The organism is Caballeronia jiangsuensis, assembly GCF_046030135.1.
In the GTDB taxonomy this organism is placed as follows: domain Bacteria; phylum Pseudomonadota; class Gammaproteobacteria; order Burkholderiales; family Burkholderiaceae; genus Caballeronia; species Caballeronia jiangsuensis.
In genome coordinates this window covers 172,863-196,017 of sequence record NZ_JAQQDB010000006.1, presented here as the reverse complement: position 1 = coordinate 196,017, position 23,155 = coordinate 172,863, and the positions used below count along the sequence as shown (strand labels likewise).

Below are 23,155 nucleotides of genomic sequence, written 5' to 3'. Positions count from 1 at the left end.
ATACTGCAGCAACCCTTCCTTTCCGACATTCCAGGTATGAACGCCCAAATCACATCCGTCGAAGCGATTCTGGTTGACCTCCCGACCATTCGCGCGCATCAACTCGCAATGGCGACGATGCAGCAACAAACCCTCGTCATCGTCCGTCTGCGCACGAGCGACGGCATCGAGGGCCTTGGCGAAGCCACGACGATCGGCGGCTTGTCTTACGGCGATGAAAGTCCCGAGGGGATCAAGCTGACCATCGATACTTACCTCGCGCCCGCGCTCGTCGGACAGGATGCGACCAATATCAACGGCGCGATGCTCAGGCTGAACAAGATCGCGCGCGGCAACCGCTTCGCCAAGTCCGCGATCGAAACGGCGCTGCTCGACGCGCAGGGCAAGCGCCTGGGCGTGCCGGTGTCCGAATTGCTCGGCGGCGCGGTCCGCAAGACGCTTCCGGTGCTCTGGACGCTCGCGAGCGGCGATACCCAGCGCGATATCGAAGAAGCCGAAATGCTGCTGGCCGAACGCCGTCACAACACGTTCAAGCTGAAGATCGGCCGGCGCGGCGTTCGCGACGATGTCGCGCATGTGTCGAAGATCAAGGCCGCGCTCGGCGACCGCGCCAAGGTCACCGTCGATGTGAACCAGGCCTGGAACGAAACCGATGCGGCGCTCGGCATCGAAGCGCTGGAAGCGGCGGGCATCGACCTGATCGAGCAGCCGACGCCGCGTGAGCAGCGCGGCGCGCTCGCGCGGCTGTCGGCGCGCTTCATCGTGCCGATCATGGCCGACGAAGCGGTGACGGGACCGGAAGACGCGCTCGAACTCGTGCGTCATGCATGCGCCGACGTGTTCGCGCTGAAGATCGCGAAGTCCGGCGGCATCTACGGGATGATGCGCACGGCCGCCATCGCCGATGCGGCGGGTGTGTCGCTCTACGGCGGCACGATGCTCGAAGGCAGCATCGGTTCGATTGCATCGGCGCATGGCTTCAGCGCGCTGCCGCAACTCGCGTGGGGCACGGAACTGTTCGGGCCGCTGCTGCTGAAGGACGACATCGTGACGGCGCGCCCGCAGTACCGCGACTTCGATCTGCATATGCCGGAAGGACCGGGCCTCGGTCTTCAGATCGATGAAGAAAAGCTCGCGTTCTATCGCCGCGACAAGCACTGAACGCTCACACTCAACACCTGATCGAGGACACTATGCTTTATCTCGTAAGAATGGACGTACACCTGCCGCACGACATGCCCGCCGCGAAGGCCGATGAAATCAAGGCGCGCGAGAAGGAATACTCTCAGGAACTGCAACGGCAAGGCAAATGGCAGCAGTTGCATCGCGTCGTCGGCGAGTATGCGAACTACAGCGTCTTCGATGTCGATTCGCACGATGAACTGCACACCATCCTTTCGGGCCTGCCCTTGTTTCCCTATATGACGATGAAGGTCACGGCGCTCGCGCGTCATCCTTCGTCCATCCGCTGACACGGCAAAAGGATTTCATGAAGCGCGACCCGGAACCCGGTCTGATGTCGGCCGCGCCGAAGGGCAGCGGGTCCGTGGCGGCGGTGAGCGCCGGGCTGCTTGCCGTCATCATCTCGTATGCCGGGCCGCTCGCGATCTTCTTTCAGGCCGCGCATGCGGCGCATGTCGGCAACGACGTGGTCGCGTCGTGGGTCTGGTCCATTTCGATGGGCGCGGCGGTTTCGGGCATCGCATTGAGCTGGTGGCTGAAGCAGCCGATCATCACGGCGTGGTCCGCGCCCGGCACGGCCTTGCTGGTCACGCTGTTTCCCGGCATGCCGGTGAGCGAGGCGATCGGCGCGTATATCGTCGCGGGTGCGTGCATCTTCGCGCTCGGCGTGTCGAGATGGTTCGACCAGATCGTCAAGCGCATACCGAAAGGCATCGCCTGCGCGATGATGGCCGGCATCCTGTTTCAGTTCGGCACCAATGTGTTCAAGTCGGTAGCGCTCACGCCGTGGCTCGCGCTCGGGATGGTGGCGAGCTTCCTCGTTTTCCGCCGATGGGCGCCGCGCTACTGTCTCATTCTGGTTCTGCTCTCTGGCGGCGCGCTCGCCGTGGCGCTCGGCCTGACGAATTTTTCGTCGGTCAGCTTCCATCTCACGCGCCCCGTCTTCACGATGCCGACGTGGACTTGGCAATCGACCGTGAGTCTCGCGGTGCCGCTCGTCATCGTCAGCCTGACGGGTCAGTTCCTGCCCGGCTTCGCGATCCTGCGAGCCTCCGGCTATCACACGCCGACGCGGCCCGTGCTCCTCACGACCAGCCTCGCATCGATGCTGGTCGCGTTCTCGGGCGGCATCACGATCGTCATCGCGGCGATCACGGCGGCGCTGTGCACCGGGCCCGATGCGCATCGCGATCCTGGGCGCCGCTATATCGCCGGCATTGCGAACGGACTCTTCTATCTCGTGGGCGGATGTTTCGCCGGAACGGTCGTGATGCTGTTCGCCGCGCTGCCCAATGCATTCGTCGCCGTGCTCGCCGGCCTCGCGCTGCTCGGCGCGATCGTGGCGAACGTCGTCGGGCTGGTGCAGGACGAGGCGCATCGCGAGGCGTCGTTCATCACGTTCATCGCCACGGCGTCCAACATGAGTTTTCTGGGGCTGGGTTCGGCGTTCTGGGGGATCGTGTTCGGCACGCTCGCCCATCTGATTCTCGGACGGGCGAAGCACACGCGCTGACTCACGAGGCGCTTTGCGAGTCTCCATCGACGGGAATGATCTGACCGGCGATGGATCGTCCCGCGCCCGATGCGAGAAATACCGCGAGCGCGGCGATATCGGCCGGATCGACGAAGTGCTTGATCGACTGATTCGCGAGCGCCGCCGCTTCCTCCTCGGCCACGCTGCGGCCGCTCACCGATGCGCGTCCCGCGAGCACCTGCTGAATGCGCGGACCTTCCACCGCGCCGGGCAGAATGGCGTTGACCCGGATGCCGAATTCGCCCAGCTCGCGCGACAGCGTCTTCGTGAACCCGACGAGCCCCCACTTGGTCACGGCATAAGGGCTGCGGTTCGGATAGCCGAACCGGCCGGCAAGCGAGGACATGACGACGATCGTGCCCGCGCGAGACTGCTTCAGATGAGGAATCGCATGTTGCGTCACGATGAAGGTGCCGGTGAGATTCACGCGCAGCACGCTTTCCCACGCGTCCGGGTCCATGTCCGCGACACTGGCGGCGGGACCGGCGATGCCCGCGTTATTGACGAGCACATCGATGCCGCCGAGCGCGGCCGCGGCCTCATCGACCATGCGCGCGGCGGCAACGCGATCGCCGATATCGCATACCAGCGTCACGACGTCCGGCATCTGCGCACGCAATTGCTCCAGCGCGGCTTCGTCCAGATCGCAGACGCAGACCTTCGCGCCCGCGGACACGAACGCCTGCGCGATCGCGCGCCCTATACCGCTCGCGCCGGCGGTCACCAGCACGCGTTGAGCCGTCGATATCGTCATGGAAGTCTCCATCAGACGCAGGCAGCGCGGATGAACTCGGGGATGGGAACGGCCTTGAGGCGTCCGTCCGCCTGCTTGACGCACAATGCGCGCGTCGCGCGGCCTTCGCAGATCAGCGTGTCGCCGCGCATGATGCGATGTTGCTGGATAAACACCTTGCCGCGCCATTCCTCGATGCTGCTATGAACCTCGACGGTTTCCCCGTAGGTAACGGAAGTATGGAAGCGCGTGTGCATCTCCAGAAGCGGCGCGCCGATGCAGTTCGGCAGGTCCGTCATCGCGCGCCACGGCGGCAGGCCGCACTGGATGAAATAATCGTGCGAGGCGGCGTCCATCCAGCGCGAAAAGTTCGGGAAGAAGACGATTCCCGCCGGGTCGCAATCGCCGAACTGCACGTCGATACGGTAGATAGTTTCCTTGCTCATGAGCTCATGGCCTCCCTTCGATTACCTTCATTGTGCCCGTCCCGGCTTCGCGACACTGTCGATCCCGCGACAATCGTGAGCGCGACCCGATGACCCGGCCCAAGCGCATGCCGGTTCCATCGCTCACGCTCGACGAACTGCTCGCGCAGTCGGCGTGGTTCGCGCGGCTCGACGAATCCGCGCGAGCGCGCGTGCGCGCGGAAGCCTCGGAGCGCGTCGTCGCGATGGGTCAGGTGCTCGGGCATCATGGCGAGCGGCAGCACATGTGGTTCGGCATGCTCGAAGGCCTCATCAAGTGGTCGATCACCGCACGCGACGGACAGACCGTGACCCTCGGCGGCCAGTCCGTCGGAAGCTGGTTCGGCGAAGGCACGCTGATTCGCAATGCGCCGCGCCAGTCCGATCTCATCGCGCTGCGCGACAGCCGTGTCGCACAGATTCCGTCCGCCACGTTCAACTGGCTGCGCGAACGTCAGCCCTCGTTCAACGAGTTCCTGCTGTTGCAGGTCAATGAACGTCTGCACTGGTTCATGGCCGTCGCCGCCGCGCACGGACTGCTCGATACCGACAGCCTCGTGGCACGGGCGCTCGTGGGCATGATTCATCCGCTGTCGAATCCGGGCGGCACGAATCATTTGCGCATTTCCCAGGAGGAACTCGCGAACCTCGCGGCCGTGTCGCGGCAGACCTGCAACAAGGCGATGAGCCGCTTCAAGAGCGCCGGCCTCGTGCGCGCCGAATACGGCGAAATCGTCATACTCGACCTGCCGGGATTGCAGGACATCGCGCAATGAGGGCTTCGCGTATACGCTGACCCGGACTGTCGCCCGATCGACAGTTGCCATAAACGGATGTCGAAATAATGCGTGTCATACAAGACAGGGAGACACGCAATGAATCGCATTCGTTCGCTGACCGGCGCGGCGGTTATCGAGAGTTCAATCGGCCGCTCGGAAGAAGACGCCGTCTTTCGCAAGATCAGTCTGCGTGTCATGCCGCTCGTGCTGATCGCTTACGTGTTCGCGTTTCTCGACCGCATCAACATCGGTTATGCGCAACTGCAGATGAAGCAGGATCTCGCGTTCTCCGATGCCGTCTACGGTCTCGGCGCGGGCATCTTCTTCGTCACTTATCTGCTGTTCGAAGTGCCCAGCAACCTGCTGCTCGAAAAGATCGGCGCGCGGCTGACGTTTCTTCGAATCATGGTGCTCTGGGGCCTCACCTCGGCGGCCACCGCGTTCGTCTCGGCGCCGTGGCAGTTCTATGCGATCCGCCTGATGCTCGGCATCTTCGAGGCAGGCTTCTTTCCCGGCATCATCCTGTATCTCACGTACTGGTATCCGAGCCAGCGACGCGGCCGCGTGACGGGACTCTTTCTCTTCGGCATGCCGATCACCGGCGTGCTCGGCGGCCCGTTGTCCGGCACGATCATGAGTGGCATGGAAGGACTTGGCGGCATGCACGGCTGGCAATGGCTCTTCATCGTCGAAGGACTGCCGACCGTGCTGATGGGCTTCCTGCTGTATCGCATGTTGCCGAACAAGCCCGCCGAAGCGTCGTGGCTCGACGATGCCGAGAAGGAATCGGTGCGCGCGGCCATGAGCGCCGATCACAAGGATGAGGCCGCACACGGCGGCCACGGCAAGCTGCTCGCAGCACTGGCCGATCCGATGACCTACGTGCTCGCCTTCATCTACTTCTGCTGCGCATGCGCCGTCTACACGCTGACCTTCTGGCTGCCGACGATGATCAAGGGCATCGGCATCGCCAGTCTGTCGACGATCGGCTGGTTCACCGCCGTGCCGTATTTCTTCGGCGCACTCGGCGTGCTCATTATCAGCCGCAGTTCGGATCGTTTCGGTGAACGTCGCTGGCATGTGGGCGGCACGCTCGCCATCGGGGTGATCGCGCTGGCATCGACGTCGTTCGCCGGTTCGGGCGTCAGCATGGTGATGACGCTGCTGTGCGTCGCATCGTTCTTCATTTTCGGCGGCGGCTCGCTCTTCTGGTCGATCCCGCCGACGTACCTCGGCCGCAATGCAGCGGCGGCAGGCATCGCGGTGATCAGCTCGCTCGGCATCCTCGGCGGCTTCGTCAGCCCGACGCTGATCGGCTGGATCAAGGGTGCGACGGGCAGCATTCAGCTCGGTCTCTTCGCGTTGACCGCGGTCGTGCTCGCCGGTTGCCTGACCACGCTGATCGGTCTGCCGAAGCGCGCGCTTCGCGTCGGTCCCGGCGCGAACTGAAGCGCCCACGAATCAAAACCTATATCTGGAGAGAAAGATCATGAGCAAACCCAAAGTCATCGTGACGGTGGCGCCCACTGGCGGCATGGCGACAAAGACGATGAACCCGAATCTGCCGACGCAGCCGCGCGAAATCGCCGACGATACCTACCGCTGCTACAACGCGGGCGCGAGCGTCGTCGCCGTGCATGCGCGCCGTCCGGACGATCAGGCCACCTGCGATCCCGCGATCTACAGCGAGATCAACCGGCTGATCCGCGACAAGTGCGACATCGTCCTGAACAACTCCACGGGCGGCGGCATCAACGGCGACATGGTCCGCGAGCTGGACAACGGCTTGTGGGAGATCATGTGGGAAGAGCGCCTGAAAGGCATGCAGGGCGATGGCGTCGAAATGTGCACGCTCGATGCGCAAACCGTGATCGCGAGCTTCGAAGGCAAGGAGATTCTCGTTGCGACGCCGCCGTCGCGCATCCGGCAGATCGCCGGCATGATGAAGGAACGCGGCATCAAGCCCGAATGGGAAGTGTTCGGCCTCGCCGATATCGTTCAGGACGTGCAGCGCGCGCTCAACGAAGGCCTCGACGATGCGCCGCATTTCATCAACATCGTCATCGGCGCGAATGCGTTTCAGGGCGCGCTGCCCTACACGCCGCGTCTGTTGCAGACCATGGTCGATCATCTTCCGGCGCATACCGTGTTCAATGTCAGCGCGATCGGCGCGGCGCAATTGCCCGCCGCGATGAACTCGCTGTTGCTGGGCGGACACGTGCGCGTCGGGCTCGAAGACAATCTGTACTACCGGCACGGCCAACTGGCGACGAACGTGCAACTGGTCGAACGGCTCGTGCGACTCGTGCGCGAGATGGGATACGAACCGGCCACGCCCGACGAGGCGCGCGAGATCATCGGGCTCAAGCCCTTGCGCGCGGAAGCCGGCGTTGCCTGCCTGGAGCATTGAACATGACGGCGAATGGTATCGAACGCGTCGCGGTTGTCGGCACGGGCGTAATCGGCGCGAGCTGGGCCGCGTATTTTCTGGCGCGCGGGCTCGCGGTATCGGCGACAGACCCTGCACCCGGCGCGCGCGAGCGGCTGATGACGGCCGTCGCCCGGCATTGGCCGACGCTCGAAGAGATCGGCCTCGAGCAAGGCGCTTCCATAGCGAATCTCACGTTCCACGACGATCTGGAAAGCGCGCTGTCCGGCGCGCAGTTCGTGCAGGAGAACGGACCCGAGCGCGAAGACCTGAAGCTCGATCTGCTAAAGCGAATCGATGCGGCGCTGCCTGAAGATGTCGTGATCGCATCGAGCACGTCCGGTCTCCTGATGAGCCGCATGCAACGCGCGTGCCGTCATCCGGAGCGTGTCGTGCTCGGGCATCCGTTCAATCCGCCGCATCTGATTCCGCTCGTCGAGGTGATCGGCGGCGAGGTCACGTCGGCGGCATCGCTCGGACGCGCGATGGCCTTCTACACGGCGATCGGCAAGCGTCCCATCCATCCGCGAAAGGAGCTGAAGGGCCACATTGCCAATCGCTTGCAGGCGGCGCTCTGGCGCGAAGCGTTTCATCTCGTGTCGATCGGCGCGGCGAGTGTCGCGGATATCGACGATGCCATCGCGTACGGTCCCGGCCTGCGATGGGCGGTGTCGGGACCGTTCGCCAATCTGCATCTCTCGGGTGGCGAAGCGGGCATTGCGCATACGCTCGATCATCTCGGCCCGCCGATGCAGGATTGGTGGGATGACCTCGGCACGCCGCGACTGACGCCGGAACTTCAGCGCAGAGTCGTCGAAGAGATGAAGACGGCGCTCGATGGCCGGTCGTCGGCGTCGATGGAGACGGAGCGCGATCGCGTCATGCTGGCACTGCTGAAGGCGAAGCGCGCGGCCTCTCCTCGCTGACGACGCCCGCATTCGACGCGTCCCTGCATAACCGCCCGATCGCCGCGCGATTCACTTTCCCCTGCTCGGTGAGCGGCACGCGTTGCACGGCGGCCATCCGCACGGCCTTCGCAACGTCCACGCCGCACGCCGATTCGAGCGTGCGCATGCATCGCGCGATATCGACACGCTTACCCGCCCACGGCACGACGACGACATCCCACAGATAGCCGCGCGCGACATCCGCCGATGCCACGGCGCGCGCATAGCGGACATCGGGCAACGCGCACAGCGGCGTTTCGATCCGCGCCGGACCAATGACCGCGCCATCGATCTCGGCGACATCGGCGGCGCGTCCGAGCACATGGAGATGCACGTTTTCGTCGATGAAGCCGATATCGCCCGTCAGGCACCAGCCGTCGCGAAACTTCTGCGCCGCTTCGATCGGCTGCCGGTAATAGCCCTGCGCCACCGCTCTCGATCTCACCTCGATGGCGCCGTGCTGCCCCTCGCGCGCGAACCTGCCATCGGCGCGGCGCAGGCGCACATCGACGCCCGGACGGATGCGGCCCGCCGTGTCCAGCAAACCGGGATCGGCGAGATAATCCGATGGCGTCAGCACGCTCACGAGCCCCGCCTCGCTCGCCCCGTACATGTGCGTGAGCACGGGTCCGAGCCGCGCGATCGCGCGCCGCCGCAGAATCGCGGGCGCCGATCCGCCGATATGCGCGATCGAGCGCAGCGATGACAGATCACGCCGATCGACGTCCGGGTGATCCATCGTTTCGAAGAGTTGCGGCTCGACGAGGAGCACATCGGTGATGCGTTCGGCTTCGATCGTCGCGAGCGTGCCGGCGGGATCGTAGGACGGTTTCAGCACCACCGTGCCGCCGCCCGTCAACGTGTTGTCGACGAGCACTTGCGACAGATAGGCGAGCGCCCCGTTGACGAGCTGACGGCGGTCCTCGGGACTCGGCGCGCTCACCATCGTCGAATACACCGCGAAGCTGCGGCGGCTCGCTTTCGGCGCGCCGGTCGAGCCGCCCGACGACACGACCACCGCGAGATCATCGCGCCGTGCGCGGCTTTGCACGGGCACATCGTGCTGCACGCGTGCGCGCATGTCCAGACGCGAACGCGCCGGGCCCGTGCCGACATAAGCGAGACGCGCGCCGCTGCGCTCGGGCACAAGATGTTTTGTCTCCGCGTACGCGACAAGCAATGCCGGTTGCATGCGCGTCACGAAGGCCGCGCGCTGCTCGGCCGATGCGATCGCGGGCAGGAACATCGTCGCCGCGCCGAGCAGGTTCGTCGCGTAACGGATGGCGAGCGCGTCGGGGCAATTCGGCGCGAAGATCGCGACGAGCGCGCCGCGCGTAATGCCGAACGACGCGAGCGCCCGCGCGTAGCGATAGATCGACGCGCGTAGCGCGCCGCCCGTCACGTCCTCGTCGAGATAGCGCAGCACCGCGCGATCGGCGTGCGCATCGAGTTGGTCGAGCAGGACATCGACATAGGACCGATAGGCCGCTTTTTCACAGGTTTCCATGACTGCATCCCTCCTTTGTGAGCGATGGATGCAGTGTGCTTATGGAGAATGAGGTGAAAATGAGCGGCTACGCGATCTCTTTCGAAAGCACTTCGCCGATGGCGCTCGCCGTCGCTTCCACATTCCGTTCGTTCAACGCCGCGACACACATCCGGCCCGAACGAATCAGATAGACGCCGTGCCGCTCGCGCAGCGCATCGACCTGTTCGGCGGAAAGTCCCGTATAGGTGAACATGCCCCGCTGCGCCAGATATCGCGCGAGCATCGCGTCGGGCACGTTGCCGCGCAGCCGTGCGTGAATCTCGCCGCGCATGCGCGCGATGCGCGTGCAGATCGACGCCAGCTCCTCTTCCCACGATTGCCGCAGCGCCGGCGTCGTGAGCACGCGCGCGACGATCATCGCGCCGTGCGTCGGCGGGTTGCTGTAGTTCGCGCGCACGGCGCCCGTCAGTTGCCCGAGCACGCGCGGAGCCGATTCCGCCGACTCGCAAACCACCGACAGCGCGCCGCAACGTTCGCCGTACAGCGAGAAGTTCTTCGAGAACGAATTGGCGACGAACGCCGGCACGTTCTGGCGCACGAGCTCGCGAATCGCGAACGCGTCCGCATCGAGCCCGGCGCCGAATCCCTGATACGCCATGTCGATGAACGGCAACAGGTCTCGCTGCCTGATCGCTTCGATCAGCTTCACCCATTGCGCATCGGTCAGATCGACGCCGGTCGGGTTGTGGCAGCACGCGTGCAGCAGGACGACGCTTTTGGCGGGCAGATCGCGGATGGCCGAAAGCATCGCGTCGAACTTCAGGCCGCCGCTCGCTTCGTCGTAGTACGGATACGTGCCGACCGTGAAGCCCGCGCGCTCGAAGATGAAGCGATGGTTGTCCCACGTCGGATCGCTCACCCAGACTTGCGAGCCGGGAAAATAGCGCTTGATGAAGTCCGCGCCGACCTTGAGCGCGCCGGAGCCGCCGAGCGTCTGCACAGTTGCGATGCGGCCTTCGGCTCGCGCCACGGAGTCATCGCCGAAGACGAGCGACTGCACGGCGTCGCGATACGCTGCAAGCCCCGACATCGGCAGATACGGCTTCGCGGCGGGTTGCGCGAGCCACTGCGCTTCGGCCTCGCGCACGGCGCGCATCACGGGCAGACGGCCTTCGTCGTCGTAATAGATGCCGATGCTGAGATTGACCTTGCTCTCGCGCGGGTCCTTCGCGAAGTCTTCGTTCAGCGAGAGGATCGGATCGCCGGGATAGGCATCGATGTGTTCGAACATGACTGTCTCCTTCAGACGCGCGACAACGCCGCACTCGCGCGACGACGGTTGCGAATGGCATAACCCACGCCCAGCACCACGAGCCACACCGGAATCAGATAGACCGACATGCGCAGGTCGGGAATCAGGCACATCACCACGAGAATGCCGCCGAGGAACGCGAGGCACAGATAGTTGGTGAGCGGATAGCCGAGGCTCCTGAACACCGTCGTCTCACCGGCACGCGCCTTTGCGCGGCGGAATTGCAGATGGATGAGGCTGATCATCGCCCAGTTGATGATGAGCGCCGACACGACGAGGCCCATCAGCAGCTCGAACGCCTTGCCCGGCATCAGATAGTTGATGAGCACGCACGCTGCCGTCGCGATGGCGGAGACGCCGAGCGCGATGAGCGGAATGCCGCGCTTGTTCACCTTGAGCAGCGCGCGCGGCGCGTTGCCTTGTTGCGCGAGGCCGTAGAGCATGCGGCTGTTGCAGTACACGCCGCTGTTATAGACCGACAACGCTGCCGTGAGCACCACCGCATTGAGCACGTGCGCGACGAAGTTGCTGTTCATCGCATGGAAGATCAGCACGAACGGGCTGCCGCCGGTCACGACCTTCTGCCACGGATACAGCGAGAGCAACACGCCGAGCGCGCCCACGTAGAAAATCAGAATGCGGTAGATCACCTGATTGGTCGCACGCGGAATGGTGTGCGACGGATCGTCCGCTTCGGCGGCGGTGATGCCCACGAGCTCGAGCCCGCCGAACGAGAACATGATGACGGCCATCGCCATCACGAGACCCGAGACGCCGTTCGGGAAGAAGCCGCCATGACGCCACAGGTTCGTGACGCTCGCTTCCGGTCCGGCGCCGCCCGAGACGAGCAGCCAGCCGCCGAAGCCGATCATGCCGACGATCGCGACCACCTTCACGATCGCGAACCAGAACTCCAGCTCGCCATACGACTTCACGCTCGTGAGGTTGATCGCGTTGATCACGCAGAAGCACACGAGCGCGGACACCCACGTCGGGATGCCGGGCCACCAGTACTGCACGTAGATGCCGACCGCCGATAGCTCGGCCATCGACACGAGAATGTAGAGCACCCAGTAATTCCAGCCCGACAGAAAGCCCGCATATTGCCCGCAGTACTTGTCCGCGAAGTGGCTGAAGGATCCCGCGACAGGTTCATCGACGACCATCTCGCCAAGCTGACGCATGATGAAAAAAGCGACGATGCCCGCGATCGCATAGCCGAGCAGCACCGACGGTCCGGCCGTCTTGATCGTCTGGGCGATGCCGAGAAAGAGCCCGGTCCCGATCGCGCCGCCGAGCGCGATCAGCTGAATGTGACGGTTCTTCAGGCCGCGCTTGAGCGTGCCGTGTCCCTCATGTGCCACGTGTCTCTCTCCTGTGCTCAATTTAGGGGAATCAGTGTAAATTTGATACGGCACAATATGATTTCCTAAGACGCGCAGACAAACCCTAGTTTCCGCGTCCGGATTTCATGATTGGGCTCATCGGAGAAAGAAAATTGCAGACTATCGAGTTCGATCGTATCGACCTGCGTTTGCTCGGGATTCTGCAGTCGCGCGGACGCATCTCCAATCTCGAACTGGCGGAAGCGATCAATCTGTCGCCCGCGCAGACGCTGCGGCGTCATCGAAGGCTGGAGGAACTGGGTGTGATCAAGGGCTACGAGACGCGGCTCGATGCGCAGGCGCTCGGTTTCGGCGTGGTGGCCTTCATCCAGGTGACGATGGAACGCGGCCACGTGCGCGATCTCGCGAAGTTCAAGAACGTCGTCGCCAAGCTCGCGGAGATACAGGAATGTTTCGCCGTGACCGGCGATATCGATTACATGCTGAAGGTGATTGCGCGGGATCTGAAGGGGCTGTCGGAGTTTCTGCTCGATACGCTGATGCGCATTCCCGGCGTGAGCGGCGTGAAGTCGAGCGTGTGTCTCGACGAGCTTAAGTGCGTGAGCGCGGTGCCGCTGGACGCATAGCGCGGCCCGCGCTCGCTTGCGCGATGTTCAGATCGACATCCCGCCTGACACTTCGATACGTTGCGCATTGACCCAGCGATTGTCCTCGGACAGCAACGACGCGATCATCGGTCCGATGTCGTCGGGCAGGCCCGCGCGGCCGAGCGCCGTCATGTCGGCGATGCGTCTGTTCAGCTCGGGATTGTCGCGCACCATGCCGCCGCTGAAATCGGTCTGGATCGCACCCGGCGCGACCACGTTGACGGCGATGCGGCGCGGCGCGAGTTCCTTCGCCATGTACTTCGTCAGCACTTCGACCGCGCCTTTCATCGAGCCGTAAGGCGCGCTCTCCGGCACGATGATGCGTGTCAGGCCCGAGGACATATTCACGATGCGACCGCCGTCGCGAATCAGCGGCAGCAGCTTCTGCGTGAGGAAGAACACGCCCTTGAAGTGGACGTTGTAGAGCGCATCGAGCTCGGCTTCCGTCGTCTTCTCGATGCTGTTGTGATGCGACGTGCCCGCGTTATTGACGAGAAAGTCGAAACGGTCGGCGCCCCAGTCGGCGAGCGTCGTGCGCACATCGTTCACGAAGGCGTCGAAGGCGCTCGTGTCGCCGGTATCGAGTCGCAGCGCGCGCGTCTTGCGGCCCGCTTCGGCGACGAGCGCCGCGACCTGCCCGGTTTGCGCCTCATTGCTGTGATAAGTGAAGATGCTGTCGATGCCTCGCGCGGCAAGGCTCAGCACCGTGTTTCGGCCAAGCCCGCGGCTGCCGCCCGTGACGATCGCGATCTTTTCCTTCGACATGGCTCACGCTCCTTCAAAGCCCACAGAATAGCGAGCGGAGCGCTGATCGATAATCCACTTCAATCCGCACGGGCCGTGCGAAAAGTCGAACAGCCGCACGATCAGGCGCGTTGAAGCACGCGCGAAAGCACTTGCTCTTCGAGTTCGGCGAAGCCCGGCGCGGTGCGCGTGCGCGGTCTTTGCAACGAGACCGCGGTATCGAGCGTGATGCGCCCCGCATCGATCAGCACGATGCGATCGCCGAGCGACACCGCTTCCTGCACGTCGTGCGTGACGAGCAACGCGGTGAACTTGTGTTCGCGCCACAGCCGCTCGATCAGCCCCTGCATCTCGATGCGCGTCAACGCATCGAGCGCGCCGAGCGGCTCGTCGAGCAGCAGCAGATCAGGCCGATGCACCAGCGCACGCGCGAGCGCCACACGCTGACGCTGCCCGCCCGACAGCCGCGACGGCCAGTCCTTCTCGCGCTCGGCGAGGCCCACTTCGGCGAGCGTCGCGCGGGCGTCGTCGCGCTTGCTGCGCGGCAACCCGATCATCACGTTGTCGAGCACGCTCTTCCACGGCAACAGGCGCGCGTCCTGAAACATGATGCGCACCTGCAGCTCGCTTGCGCTCGCCGGTGCGTTGCGCTGCACGACGCCGCCCGTCGGCTGATCGAGACCGGCGACGAGCCGCAGCAAGGTCGACTTGCCGCAGCCGCTTCGTCCGACGATCGACACGAAGCTGCCGCGCTCGATCGAGAAATCCAGTTGATCCAGCACCTTGCGCTCGCCGAAGCGCTTCTCGACGCCGCGCAGCGAGACGGCGAGATCGCGGCCCGCGAACGGCGCGCGCGCATGCGGTTGCGTTTCGGCGCGCCTGAATACGGGCGTAAGCGTATCGATATCGATCAGATTCATGATTGCGCCTTCGTTTGATAGGCCGGATGCCAGCGCAGCGTCGCGCGTTCGATCGCGCGCGCGGCCATGTCGGCGAACTTGCCGAGCAGCGCGTAGAGCAGGATGCCGACCACCACGACATCGGTTTGCAGGAATTCGCGGGCGTTCATCGTCATGTAGCCGATGCCCGATTGCGCGGAGATCGTCTCGGCGACGATCAGCATCACCCACATCAGGCCGAACGCGAAGCGCACGCCGACGAGAATCGAAGGCAACGCGCCCGGCAAAATCACATGCCGATACAACGCGAAGCCGGACAGACCATAGCTCTTCGCCATCTCGATCAGATCGCGATCGACCGAGCGAATGCCGTGATACGTGTTGACGTAGACCGGAAAGAACACGCCCAGCGCGACCAGCACGAGCTTGGCTTCCTCGCCGATGCCGAACCACAGGATCAGGAGCGGAATCATCGCGAGTGCGGGGATGTTGCGGATCATCTGCACGGTCGAGTCGAGCGCGACCTCGGCGGGCTTGAAAAGACCCGTCGCCAGCCCGAGTACGAAGCCGATGCCGCCGCCCATCGCGAAGCCCGCGAGCGCGCGGCCCGCGCTGACCTTGACGTTGGCCCACAGATCGCCGGATTCGATCAGCGTCCACGCCGCCTTCACCACCGCGAGCGGTTCGGGCAGCACGCGCGATGAAAGCCCGCCGGTGCGCGCGGCGCTTTCCCATGCGATCAGGATCAGCACCGGCACAAGCCACGGCAACGCGCGGCGAGCGATGGCATTCAGCGTCATGATGCCGATACCTTCGGCAACTCCGACGTGCCGATGACTTCGCCGAACGGCCCCGACAGCGGCCCGCTCGCCTGCTCGCGCTGCTTGCGCGGCAACAGCGGAAACACCAGTTCGGCGAAGCGATACGACTCTTCCAGATGCGGATAGCCTGAGAGAATGAAGGTATCGATGCCCAGTTCCGCATATTGCTTCATGAGGCCGGCGACCTGCTCCGGATTGCCGACGAGCGCCGTGCCCGCGCCGCCGCGCACGAGCCCGACGCCCGCCCACAGATGCGGATACACCTCCAGCTTGTCGCGGCTGCCGCCGTGCAGCGCGGCCATGCGGCGCTGGCCTTCCGAATCCATCTTCGCGAACTGCGCCTGCGCGCGGCGAATGGTGTCGTCGTCGAGCTTGCTGATGAGCTTGTCGGCGTCCGCCCATGCTTCCTCTTCGGTCTCGCGCACGATCACATGCAGACGAATGCCGAACTTGATCGAGCGCCCTTCGTCGGCGGCGCGGCGGCGGATGTCGGCCAGTTTCTTCCCGACGTCTTCGGGCGGCTCGCCCCACGTCAGATACGTGTCGATGTGCTTCGCCGCGATGTCATGCGCCGCCGCCGACGAGCCGCCGAACCACAGCGGCGGATGCTGCTTCTGCACCGGCGGATACAGCACCTTGCCGCCCTGCGATTGCAGATGCTTGCCGTCGAAATCGAAGCTGCCGTTATCGTGCGACTGTTCGAGCAGGCCACGCCAGATGGTGAGGAATTCGTCGGTGATTTCGTAGCGCGTGTCGTGATCGTGGAAGACGCCGTCGCCGGCGAGCTCGTTCGGATCGCCGCCCGTCACGACATTGATGAGCAGACGCCCGTTCGAGAGCCGGTCGAACGTCGACGCCATGCGCGCCGACAATCCGGGCGAACTCAGTCCCGGACGGATCGCGACGAGAAACTTCAGGCGCTTCGTCGCCGGAATGAGGCTCGACGCGACCACCCATGCGTCCTCGCAGGAACGTCCCGTGGGCAGGAGCACGCCTTCATAGCCGAGCGTATCGGCGGCGACCGCGATCTGGCGGAAGTAGTCGTAATTCGCGGCGCGCGCGCCTTGCGAGGTGCCGAGATAGCGACTGTCACCGTGAGTGGGAATGAACCAGAAAACATTCATCGCGGAATCTGCCTCGTCTGTTCGTCGTATGTTGAATGAGTGCTTGCCGCGCACGATGGCAGCGGCGCTCCGACGAGTCTAACGACGCGTCGCGCGCAGCCGAACCATCGATTCGCGCGAAGGATATGCGTGATCGTGCTAACGCCCGGAACGCGCTCAGGCGACGTTCCAGCGCGCCTCGGTCACGTCGAGTTTCTTCGGAATCAGCTTGAGCCCGGTGAAGGTATCGGCGATCTGCTGCTGGTACGCGAGCGTCGCCGGCTCGATCGGCTGCACGCCGTACGACGTGCGCCTGAGCGCGATTTCGAGGATGTCGGTATCGAGCCCGACGAGCGGCGACAGTTGCGCGGCCACGGCCGGCACGTTGTCGCGCGCCCAGCGATCGACCTGATCGAGTTCTTCGAGCACCGTATGCACGAGCTGCGGCTGCGCCGTGGCGATCTTGCGCGTCGCGAGGTAGTACTGCACGTTGCGCACGAGCCCGCTCGCGTCGGTGAGCTGACGGGCGCTGGCCTGCTTCTCGGCGGCGGCGAGATACGGGTCCCAGATCGCCCATGCGTCGATGCTGCCCTGCACGAAGGCGGCGCGCGCATCGGCGGGCGCGAGATAGACGGGCTGGATATCGGACCAGGCGAGGTTCGATTTTCTGAGCGCCTCGACGAGCAGAAAATGAACGTTCGATCCTCTGTTCAGCGCCACTTTCTTGCCGCGCAATTCCGCGACCGACTGGAGCTTCGAGTCCTTCGGCACGACGATGGCCTCGGCGCGCGGCGCGGGCGGCTCGTGTCCGATATAGACGAAATCGACACCTGCCGCCTGCGCGAAGATCGGCGGCGTTTCACCGACCGTGCCGATATCCACCGCGCCCGCGTTGAGCCCTTCGAGCAGTTGCGGCCCGGCGGGAAATTCGAGCCATTGCACGCTGATGCCTTGTGCTGCCAGGCGTTTGTCGAGCGATCCGCGCGCCTTGAGCACGACGAAGTTGCCGTACTTCTGATAGCCGATGCGCAGTGTCTTCGGCGCGTCGGCGGCTTGCGCGATGCGCCCGGCGAGTCCGCCCGACAGCCCCGCACCGAGCGCGGCGAGCGTGAAAAGCGTGCGGCGACGCGCGGGAAGAGAGGGCGTGTTCTTTCGGTCGGACATGCGGGTTTCCTCGTTGATCGAAGGCATCTTTACCGATGCCACTCCGAGGATGCTATCAACGCCCGCCTGTGCGGCTAAACGAGAAATCGTGATATCGATATCGCTCGCAGCGAATCTCAATCGTCACGCATATCGATAGCGCCCGATGTTATTTGTCGCGCACGCGCCGCGCCTCTAGCATCACGCTTCCCTCAATAGCATGCGTGTGCATCATGAAGATCAAGCATCCATTCAAAGCCACTCTGTTCTCGATCCTGCTCGCGTGCGGCGTCGTGAGCGCAGAGCCGTCGTTCGCGGCGAATCAGACCGTGCGGGTCGGCATCATGTCCGGCGAGGACGAAGACGTGTGGCGCGCGGTCGCCGCCAATGCCGCGAAGCATGGCATCACGGTGAAGGTCACGACCTTCTCCGACTACACGCAGCCGAACGAAGCGCTCGCGCAGCACGACCTCGACGCCAACTCGTTCCAGCACAAGCCCTATCTCGATGCGCAAATCCAGGCGCGCCACTACGACATCGTGCCCGTGGGCTACACCTATGTGCAGCCGATCGGCCTGTATTCGCGCAAATGGAAATCGGTCGATGCGCTGCCGCAGAACGCGGCCATCGGCGTGCCGAACGACCCGAGCAACGAAGGGCGCGCGCTTCTGCTGTTGCAGGCCAACGGCGTGATCAAGCTGCGCGAGAACGTCGGCCTCCTGCCGACCGCGCGCGATATCGCCAGCAACCCGAAGCACGTGCAGATCAAGGAACTGGATGCGGGCATCGTCGGCCGCGCGATCGGCGATCTCGACGCCGCCGTCGTCAACACCGACTGGGCGATCAAGGCCGGCATCAAGATTCCGCAGGAACGCATCGCGCAGGAGCAGGTGCCGGGCAATGCGTATCGCAACTTCATCGCGGTCAATGCGAAGGATGCGCAGGCGCCGTGGGTCAAGGCGCTCGTCGAAAGCTATCAGCAGACCAATGTCGCTTCGTCGATTCTGAGCGTGTATCGCGGCGCGACGCTGCCCGCGTGGGAGGGCGCGCCCCAGCATTGAATCGCCGAAGTCTCGATGACGCGGCGGCGCAATGCCGCCGCGTTGCCTGAAGTCGTTAGCCGCACAAACCGATTGTCGCGCGCCGTTCTCCAAAGCGTCTCCCTGACGGGCGTTTATCCGCCCGCGCCTAGCCGACATACTCGCGCTCATTGCGACATTTCGATGCGGCGGCATTCGCCGATCAGGCAAGAGACTCATCATGAACATTTCACGGTTCTTCATCGACCGGCCGGTTTTCGCGGCCGTGCTGTCGGTGGTCATTCTGCTCGCGGGACTCATCGCGCTCACGAAGTTACCCACTGCGGAATATCCCGAGGTCGTGCCGCCTTCGGTCGTCGTGCGCGCGCAGTATCCCGGCGCGAATCCGAAGGTGATCGCGGAGACGGTTGCATCGCCGATCGAGGAACAGATCAACGGCGTCGAGAACATGCTGTACATGCAGTCGCAGGCGAACAGCGACGGCAACATGACGACGACCGTCACCTTCAAGCTCGGCACGGACCCCGACAAGGCGCAGCAACTCGTGCAGAACCGCGTGTCGCAGGCGTTGCCGCGTCTTCCCGAAGACGTGCAGCGGCTCGGCGTGACCACGGTGAAGTCATCGCCTACGCTCACGATGGGCGTGAATCTCGTATCGCCGAACGATCGTTACGATCTCACCTACCTGCGCAACTATGCGCTCATCAATATCAAGGACCGCTTCGCGCAGGTGCCCGGCGTAGGTGAAGTCGTGCTATGGGGCTCGGGCGATTACTCGATGCGCGTATGGCTCGACCCGACGAAAGTCGCGCGCCAGAACATGACCGCGACCGATGTCGTGAAAGCGATCCGCGAGCAGAACGTGCAGGTCGCGGCGGGCATCGTCGGCGGCGCGCCGATGACGACCCACGTTCCGCTGCAACTGAGCGTGAATGCGCAGGGGCGTCTGAAATCCGAAGACGAGTTTCGCCGCATCATCCTGAAGACTTCGCCCGATGGCGCCGTCACGCATCTCGGCGATGTCGCGCGCGTCGAGCTGGGCGCGTCGGAATATGCGCTGCGCGCGGGCATGGACGGGAAGAAGGCGGTGCAGATCATCATCTTCCAGCAGCCCAACGCGAACTCGCTGCAAATCTCCGACGATATTCGCAAGATCACCGCCGAGCTGCAGAAGGACATGCCCGAAGGCGTGAAGGCCGAGATCGTCTATGACCCGACGCAGTTCGTGCGCGAGAGCATCGACGCCGTGGTGCATACGCTCTTCGAAGCGGTCATTCTCGTCGTGCTGGTCGTGATCGTGTTTCTGCAGACATGGCGCGCATCGCTCATTCCGCTGCTTGCCGTGCCGGTGTCGATCGTCGGCACGTTCTCGCTGATGCTCGCGTTCGGCTTCACCATCAACGCGCTGTCGCTGTTCGGCATGGTGCTCGCGATCGGCATTGTCGTCGATGATGCGATCGTGGTCGTGGAGAATGTCGAGCGCAACATCGCGTCCGGTCTGTCTCCGCTCGAAGCGTCGTATGAAGCGATGCGCGAAGTGAGCGGGCCGATCATCGCGATCGCTTTGACGCTCGTCGCGGTGTTCGTGCCGCTCGCGTTCATGTCGGGGCTGACGGGACAGTTCTACAAGCAGTTCGCGATGACCATCGCCATCTCGACGGTGATATCGGCGTTCAATTCGCTCACGCTCTCGCCCGCGTTGTCCGCGCTGCTGCTGAAGGATCATCACGCGCCGAAGGACTGGCTCACGCGCGCGATGGATCGTGTGTTCGGACCGTTCTTCAAGCTCTTCAACCAGGTGTTCAATCGCGGCTCGGAGCGTTATGGCAGCGGTGTGCGCGGCATCATCAACCGCAAGCTCGCGATGAGCGTGATCTATGCCGTGCTGCTCGGCGGCACGGTCCTCTTCGGCAAGATCGTGCCCGGAGGCTTCGTGCCCGCGCAGGACAAGGACTATTTCGTCAGCATCATGCAACTGCCCGCGGGCGCATCGCTCGATCGCACCGAGAAGGTCGTGAGCGATATGGGCCGGATGGCGCGCCAGCAACCCGGCGTCATTCACACGCCCGAGTTTCCGGGGCTTTCCGTCACGGGCCTCATGAACTCGTCGAGCAGCGGTCTCGTGTTTTCGGTCGCGAAGCCTTCGAAGGAACGCGGCAAAGGAGAAACGGGCGCGGATATCGTCGCGGGTCTCGACGCGCAGTACAGCGCGATCAAGGATGCGGCCATCGCCACGTTCCCGCCTCCGCCGGTTCAGGGGCTCGGGACCATCGGCGGATTCAAGCTGCAGATCGAGGATCGCGGCGCGCTCGGCTACGAAGCGTTGAACAAGGCGACGCAAGCCTTTCTCGCGGCGGCCGCGAAAGCGCCCGAGCTCGGGCCTGCGTTCTCGAGTTACCAGATCAACGTGCCGCAACTGAATGTGGAGCTGGACCGCGAGAAGGCGAAGCAACTCGGCGTCTCCGTTACCGATGTCTTCGACACGATGCAGATCTATCTCGGCTCGCTCTACGTGAACGACTTCAACAAGTTCGGCCGCGTCTATCAGGTGCGCGCTCAGGCCGATGCGCCCTTCCGCGCGAACGCCGACAGCATCCTGCAACTGAAGACACGCAACGAGCGCGGCGAGATGGTGCCGCTGTCGTCGCTCGTGAAAGTCACGCCGACGTATGGCCCAGAGATGGTCGTGCGTTACAACGGCTTTCTCGCCGCCGATATCAACGGCGGTCCGGCGCCCGGCTACTCGTCGGGTCAGGCGATGGCGGCGGTCGAGCGCATCGCGAAGGAAACGCTTCCGCGCGGCATCCGCTTCGAATGGACCGATCTCACCTATCAGCAGATCCTGACCGGCAATGCCGCGTTCTGGGTGTTTCCGATCAGCGTGCTGCTCGTGTTCCTCGTGCTCGCGGCGATGTACGAGAGCGTCACGCTGCCGCTCGCGATCCTGCTGATCGTGCCGATGAGCATTCTGTCCGCGCTCGCCGGCGTGTGGCTCACGCGCGGCGACAACAACATCTTCACGCAGATCGGCCTGATGGTGCTCGTGGGGCTGTCCGCGAAGAACGCGATTCTGATCGTCGAGTTTGCACGCGAGCTGGAGATGCAGGGGCGCTCGATCGTGCAGGCGGCCATCGAGGCGTCGCGGCTGCGCCTGCGTCCTATCCTGATGACGTCGATCGCGTTCATCATGGGCGTCGTGCCGCTCGTGGTGTCGACGGGCGCGGGCTCGGAAATGCGCCGCGCGATGGGCATCGCCGTGTTCTTCGGCATGCTTGGCGTGACGTTCTTCGGCCTGATGCTCACGCCCGTGTTCTATGTGATCCTGCGCAAGCTGTCCGGTTCGAAGCCGCTGCGCGACAGGCGCAACCGATCGACTCCGGCTGCGTCACCCGTGACGCGTGTGCACGCCGAAGAGAAAGCGCGAGAACCCGCGTTGCTCGACTAACGCGATTACGCCGTGCGCTGCAAGGTCTCGGCGAGATGATTGACGACCGCGCGCGTCTTGGCGGCCATCTTCTGGCCGAGCGAAATGATCGCGTGCACGGGCGGGCCGTCGACATCGGCTTCGGGCAACACGTGCACGAGCCTGCCTGCGCGCACATGCGGCAGCGCAACGCGATCGAAAATCTGCGCGATCCCGAAGCCCGCGACGGCCGCCTCGACGAGCGCCTGACCGTCCGCGAGCACGAGCACCGGCTGCGGCGCGAACTCTTTCGCCGATGCACCGTCGCGCAAGGACCAGGACCGCAACCGCCCCATCGGACCACGGAAGATGACGGCGTCGTGATCGCCCAGTTGATCGATGCTCTCAGGCGTGCCTTTGCGATCGAGATACTCCGGCGACGCATACAGGCCGCTGCGCAGATCGCAGAGCTTGCGCACCGTCAGTTCGCTGTCCTCGGGCAGCGCGCCGATGCGCACGACGACATCCCAGCCCTCGCCGATCGGGTCCGACATGCGATCGGTCAACGCAAGCTCAAGCGTCACCTTCGGATGCTGCGCGCGAAAGTCGAGAAAACTCGGCAGCAGCAGCCTGCCGAAGCCCGCGGGCACGTCGATCTTCACGCGTCCGGCCGGCTCCGAGCGGCGCGCCGCGAGTTGCTGCTCGGCTTCGCGCAGTCCGTCGAGCGCATCGCGCGCGGCTTGCAGATAGGTCTCGCCATCTTCCGTGAGCCGCACGGCGCGCGTCGTGCGTTGAAAGAGGCGCGTGCCGAGCCGCGCTTCCAGCCGCTGCACCGCCTTGCCCACGTTCGACTTGCTGTGGCCCATTTCTTCCGCGGCGCGCGTGAAGCTGCCGGTTTGCGCGACCGCCACGAAGACGGCGATTTCGTTGATCGGTGCATCGACGCGCTCGCTCATTGCTCGCCCCTTTTGTTGGTGCAAAGCACTGTAGCAGCGTTGCCCGGACGTCGCCCGCCATGCCGATTGTCTCCGCGCGAGCGACGGTGCGACGCCCGCGGCGGCGTTTATCGGCGCGACGATTCCCGCGATACTTCATTCCAACGGGAAGCACTCCCGGCACTCCTTCAACGATACAAGGCACA

Annotated in this window: 21 protein-coding genes; 10 read left to right on the top strand and 11 right to left on the bottom strand. The window is 64.2% G+C overall.

Going from position 1 to position 23,155, the window contains the following annotated elements; genetic code table 11:
* The first annotated feature begins 36 nt into the window (after positions 1 to 36).
* Genes PQR08_RS08750 through PQR08_RS08740 form a run of 3 tightly spaced genes read left to right on the top strand, consistent with a single transcriptional unit; the run spans position 37 to position 2,695 of the window.
* Positions 37 to 1,161, top strand: a complete 1,125-nt coding sequence (locus PQR08_RS08750) for a muconate/chloromuconate family cycloisomerase (protein ID WP_035505068.1) — start codon at positions 37 to 39, stop codon at positions 1,159 to 1,161.
* Between the two features lie 32 nt (positions 1,162 to 1,193).
* The gene (gene catC, locus PQR08_RS08745) at positions 1,194 to 1,472 is read left to right on the top strand and encodes a muconolactone Delta-isomerase (RefSeq protein WP_035505070.1); all 279 of its coding nucleotides are present in this window, start codon (positions 1,194 to 1,196) and stop codon (positions 1,470 to 1,472) included.
* Between the two features lie 17 nt (positions 1,473 to 1,489).
* The gene (locus PQR08_RS08740; protein WP_250485991.1) at positions 1,490 to 2,695 is read left to right on the top strand and encodes a benzoate/H(+) symporter BenE family transporter; all 1,206 of its coding nucleotides are present in this window, start codon (positions 1,490 to 1,492) and stop codon (positions 2,693 to 2,695) included.
* 1 nt (position 2,696) lies between these two features.
* Here the strand turns inward: PQR08_RS08740 and PQR08_RS08735 are convergent, their stop codons facing one another.
* Both PQR08_RS08735 and PQR08_RS08730 read right to left on the bottom strand, forming a co-directional pair.
* Positions 2,697 to 3,470, bottom strand: coding sequence for an SDR family oxidoreductase (locus PQR08_RS08735; protein WP_250485990.1), 774 nt, complete (start codon positions 3,468 to 3,470; stop codon positions 2,697 to 2,699).
* Between the two features lie 11 nt (positions 3,471 to 3,481).
* Positions 3,482 to 3,895 carry an acyl-CoA thioesterase gene (locus tag PQR08_RS08730; protein WP_187604455.1) on the bottom strand — a complete coding sequence of 138 codons (414 nt, stop codon included), beginning with the start codon at positions 3,893 to 3,895 and terminating at the stop codon, positions 3,482 to 3,484.
* 89 nt (positions 3,896 to 3,984) lie between these two features.
* On the opposite strand from PQR08_RS08730, the gene PQR08_RS08725 reads away from it, so the two are divergent.
* The 4 genes from PQR08_RS08725 (at position 3,985) to PQR08_RS08710 (ending at position 8,046) form a co-directional block, all read left to right on the top strand.
* On the top strand, positions 3,985 to 4,689 hold the full coding sequence (locus PQR08_RS08725; protein WP_250485989.1) for a Crp/Fnr family transcriptional regulator: 705 nt from the start codon (positions 3,985 to 3,987) through the stop codon (positions 4,687 to 4,689).
* A gap of 99 nt (positions 4,690 to 4,788) precedes the next feature.
* On the top strand, positions 4,789 to 6,141 hold the full coding sequence (locus PQR08_RS08720; protein ID WP_250485988.1) for an MFS transporter: 1,353 nt from the start codon (positions 4,789 to 4,791) through the stop codon (positions 6,139 to 6,141).
* Between the two features lie 40 nt (positions 6,142 to 6,181).
* The gene (locus PQR08_RS08715; protein WP_250485987.1) at positions 6,182 to 7,102 is read left to right on the top strand and encodes a beta-keto acid cleavage family enzyme; all 921 of its coding nucleotides are present in this window, start codon (positions 6,182 to 6,184) and stop codon (positions 7,100 to 7,102) included.
* Between the two features lie 2 nt (positions 7,103 to 7,104).
* Positions 7,105 to 8,046 (top strand): 3-hydroxyacyl-CoA dehydrogenase NAD-binding domain-containing protein, encoded by a 942-nt coding sequence (locus PQR08_RS08710; protein WP_250485986.1) that lies wholly within the window; start codon positions 7,105 to 7,107, stop codon positions 8,044 to 8,046.
* Here the strand turns inward: PQR08_RS08710 and PQR08_RS08705 are convergent.
* From PQR08_RS08705 to PQR08_RS08695, 3 genes are all read right to left on the bottom strand, one after another.
* Positions 8,000 to 9,574, bottom strand: a complete 1,575-nt coding sequence (locus PQR08_RS08705; protein ID WP_408161260.1) for a class I adenylate-forming enzyme family protein — start codon at positions 9,572 to 9,574, stop codon at positions 8,000 to 8,002. The genes PQR08_RS08710 and PQR08_RS08705 overlap by 47 nt on opposite strands.
* Before the next feature lie 67 nt (positions 9,575 to 9,641).
* Positions 9,642 to 10,847 carry an amino acid aminotransferase gene (locus tag PQR08_RS08700; RefSeq protein WP_408161259.1) on the bottom strand — a complete coding sequence of 402 codons (1,206 nt, stop codon included), beginning with the start codon at positions 10,845 to 10,847 and terminating at the stop codon, positions 9,642 to 9,644.
* An 11-nt stretch (positions 10,848 to 10,858) separates the two neighbouring features.
* Complete coding sequence (locus PQR08_RS08695; RefSeq protein ID WP_250485983.1) at positions 10,859 to 12,232, bottom strand: amino acid permease; 1,374 nt, start codon at positions 12,230 to 12,232, stop codon at positions 10,859 to 10,861.
* A gap of 134 nt (positions 12,233 to 12,366) precedes the next feature.
* On the opposite strand from PQR08_RS08695, the gene PQR08_RS08690 reads away from it, so the two are divergent.
* Positions 12,367 to 12,840, top strand: a complete 474-nt coding sequence (locus PQR08_RS08690; RefSeq protein ID WP_035505088.1) for an Lrp/AsnC family transcriptional regulator — start codon at positions 12,367 to 12,369, stop codon at positions 12,838 to 12,840.
* Positions 12,841 to 12,867: 27 nt separating this feature from the next.
* Here the strand turns inward: PQR08_RS08690 and PQR08_RS08685 are convergent, their stop codons facing one another.
* From PQR08_RS08685 to PQR08_RS08665, 5 genes are all read right to left on the bottom strand, one after another.
* Positions 12,868 to 13,626: an SDR family NAD(P)-dependent oxidoreductase gene (locus tag PQR08_RS08685; RefSeq protein ID WP_250485982.1), complete on the bottom strand. Its 759-nt coding sequence runs from the start codon at positions 13,624 to 13,626 to the stop codon at positions 12,868 to 12,870.
* 101 nt (positions 13,627 to 13,727) lie between these two features.
* The gene (locus tag PQR08_RS08680) at positions 13,728 to 14,525 is read right to left on the bottom strand and encodes an ATP-binding cassette domain-containing protein (protein ID WP_250485981.1); all 798 of its coding nucleotides are present in this window, start codon (positions 14,523 to 14,525) and stop codon (positions 13,728 to 13,730) included.
* Positions 14,522 to 15,304 carry an aliphatic sulfonate ABC transporter permease SsuC gene (gene ssuC / locus PQR08_RS08675; protein ID WP_187604464.1) on the bottom strand — a complete coding sequence of 261 codons (783 nt, stop codon included), beginning with the start codon at positions 15,302 to 15,304 and terminating at the stop codon, positions 14,522 to 14,524. Before ssuC ends, PQR08_RS08680 begins: the two co-directional genes overlap by 4 nt.
* A complete protein-coding gene (gene ssuD / locus PQR08_RS08670; RefSeq protein ID WP_250485980.1) occupies positions 15,301 to 16,449 on the bottom strand; it encodes an FMNH2-dependent alkanesulfonate monooxygenase in 1,149 nt (382 codons plus the stop codon). Before ssuD ends, ssuC begins: the two co-directional genes overlap by 4 nt.
* A gap of 156 nt (positions 16,450 to 16,605) precedes the next feature.
* On the bottom strand, positions 16,606 to 17,592 hold the full coding sequence (locus tag PQR08_RS08665; RefSeq protein ID WP_250485979.1) for a sulfonate ABC transporter substrate-binding protein: 987 nt from the start codon (positions 17,590 to 17,592) through the stop codon (positions 16,606 to 16,608).
* Between the two features lie 212 nt (positions 17,593 to 17,804).
* On the opposite strand from PQR08_RS08665, the gene PQR08_RS08660 reads away from it, so the two are divergent.
* Both PQR08_RS08660 and PQR08_RS08655 read left to right on the top strand, forming a co-directional pair.
* A complete protein-coding gene (locus PQR08_RS08660; protein ID WP_408161258.1) occupies positions 17,805 to 18,632 on the top strand; it encodes a MetQ/NlpA family ABC transporter substrate-binding protein in 828 nt (275 codons plus the stop codon).
* A gap of 199 nt (positions 18,633 to 18,831) precedes the next feature.
* Positions 18,832 to 22,056 carry an efflux RND transporter permease subunit gene (locus PQR08_RS08655; RefSeq protein WP_250485978.1) on the top strand — a complete coding sequence of 1,075 codons (3,225 nt, stop codon included), beginning with the start codon at positions 18,832 to 18,834 and terminating at the stop codon, positions 22,054 to 22,056.
* Positions 22,057 to 22,061: 5 nt separating this feature from the next.
* Here PQR08_RS08655 and PQR08_RS08650 read toward each other — a convergent pair whose 3' ends face one another.
* Positions 22,062 to 22,970, bottom strand: coding sequence for a LysR family transcriptional regulator (locus tag PQR08_RS08650; protein WP_250485977.1), 909 nt, complete (start codon positions 22,968 to 22,970; stop codon positions 22,062 to 22,064).
* Positions 22,971 to 23,155: the final 185 nt, after the last annotated feature.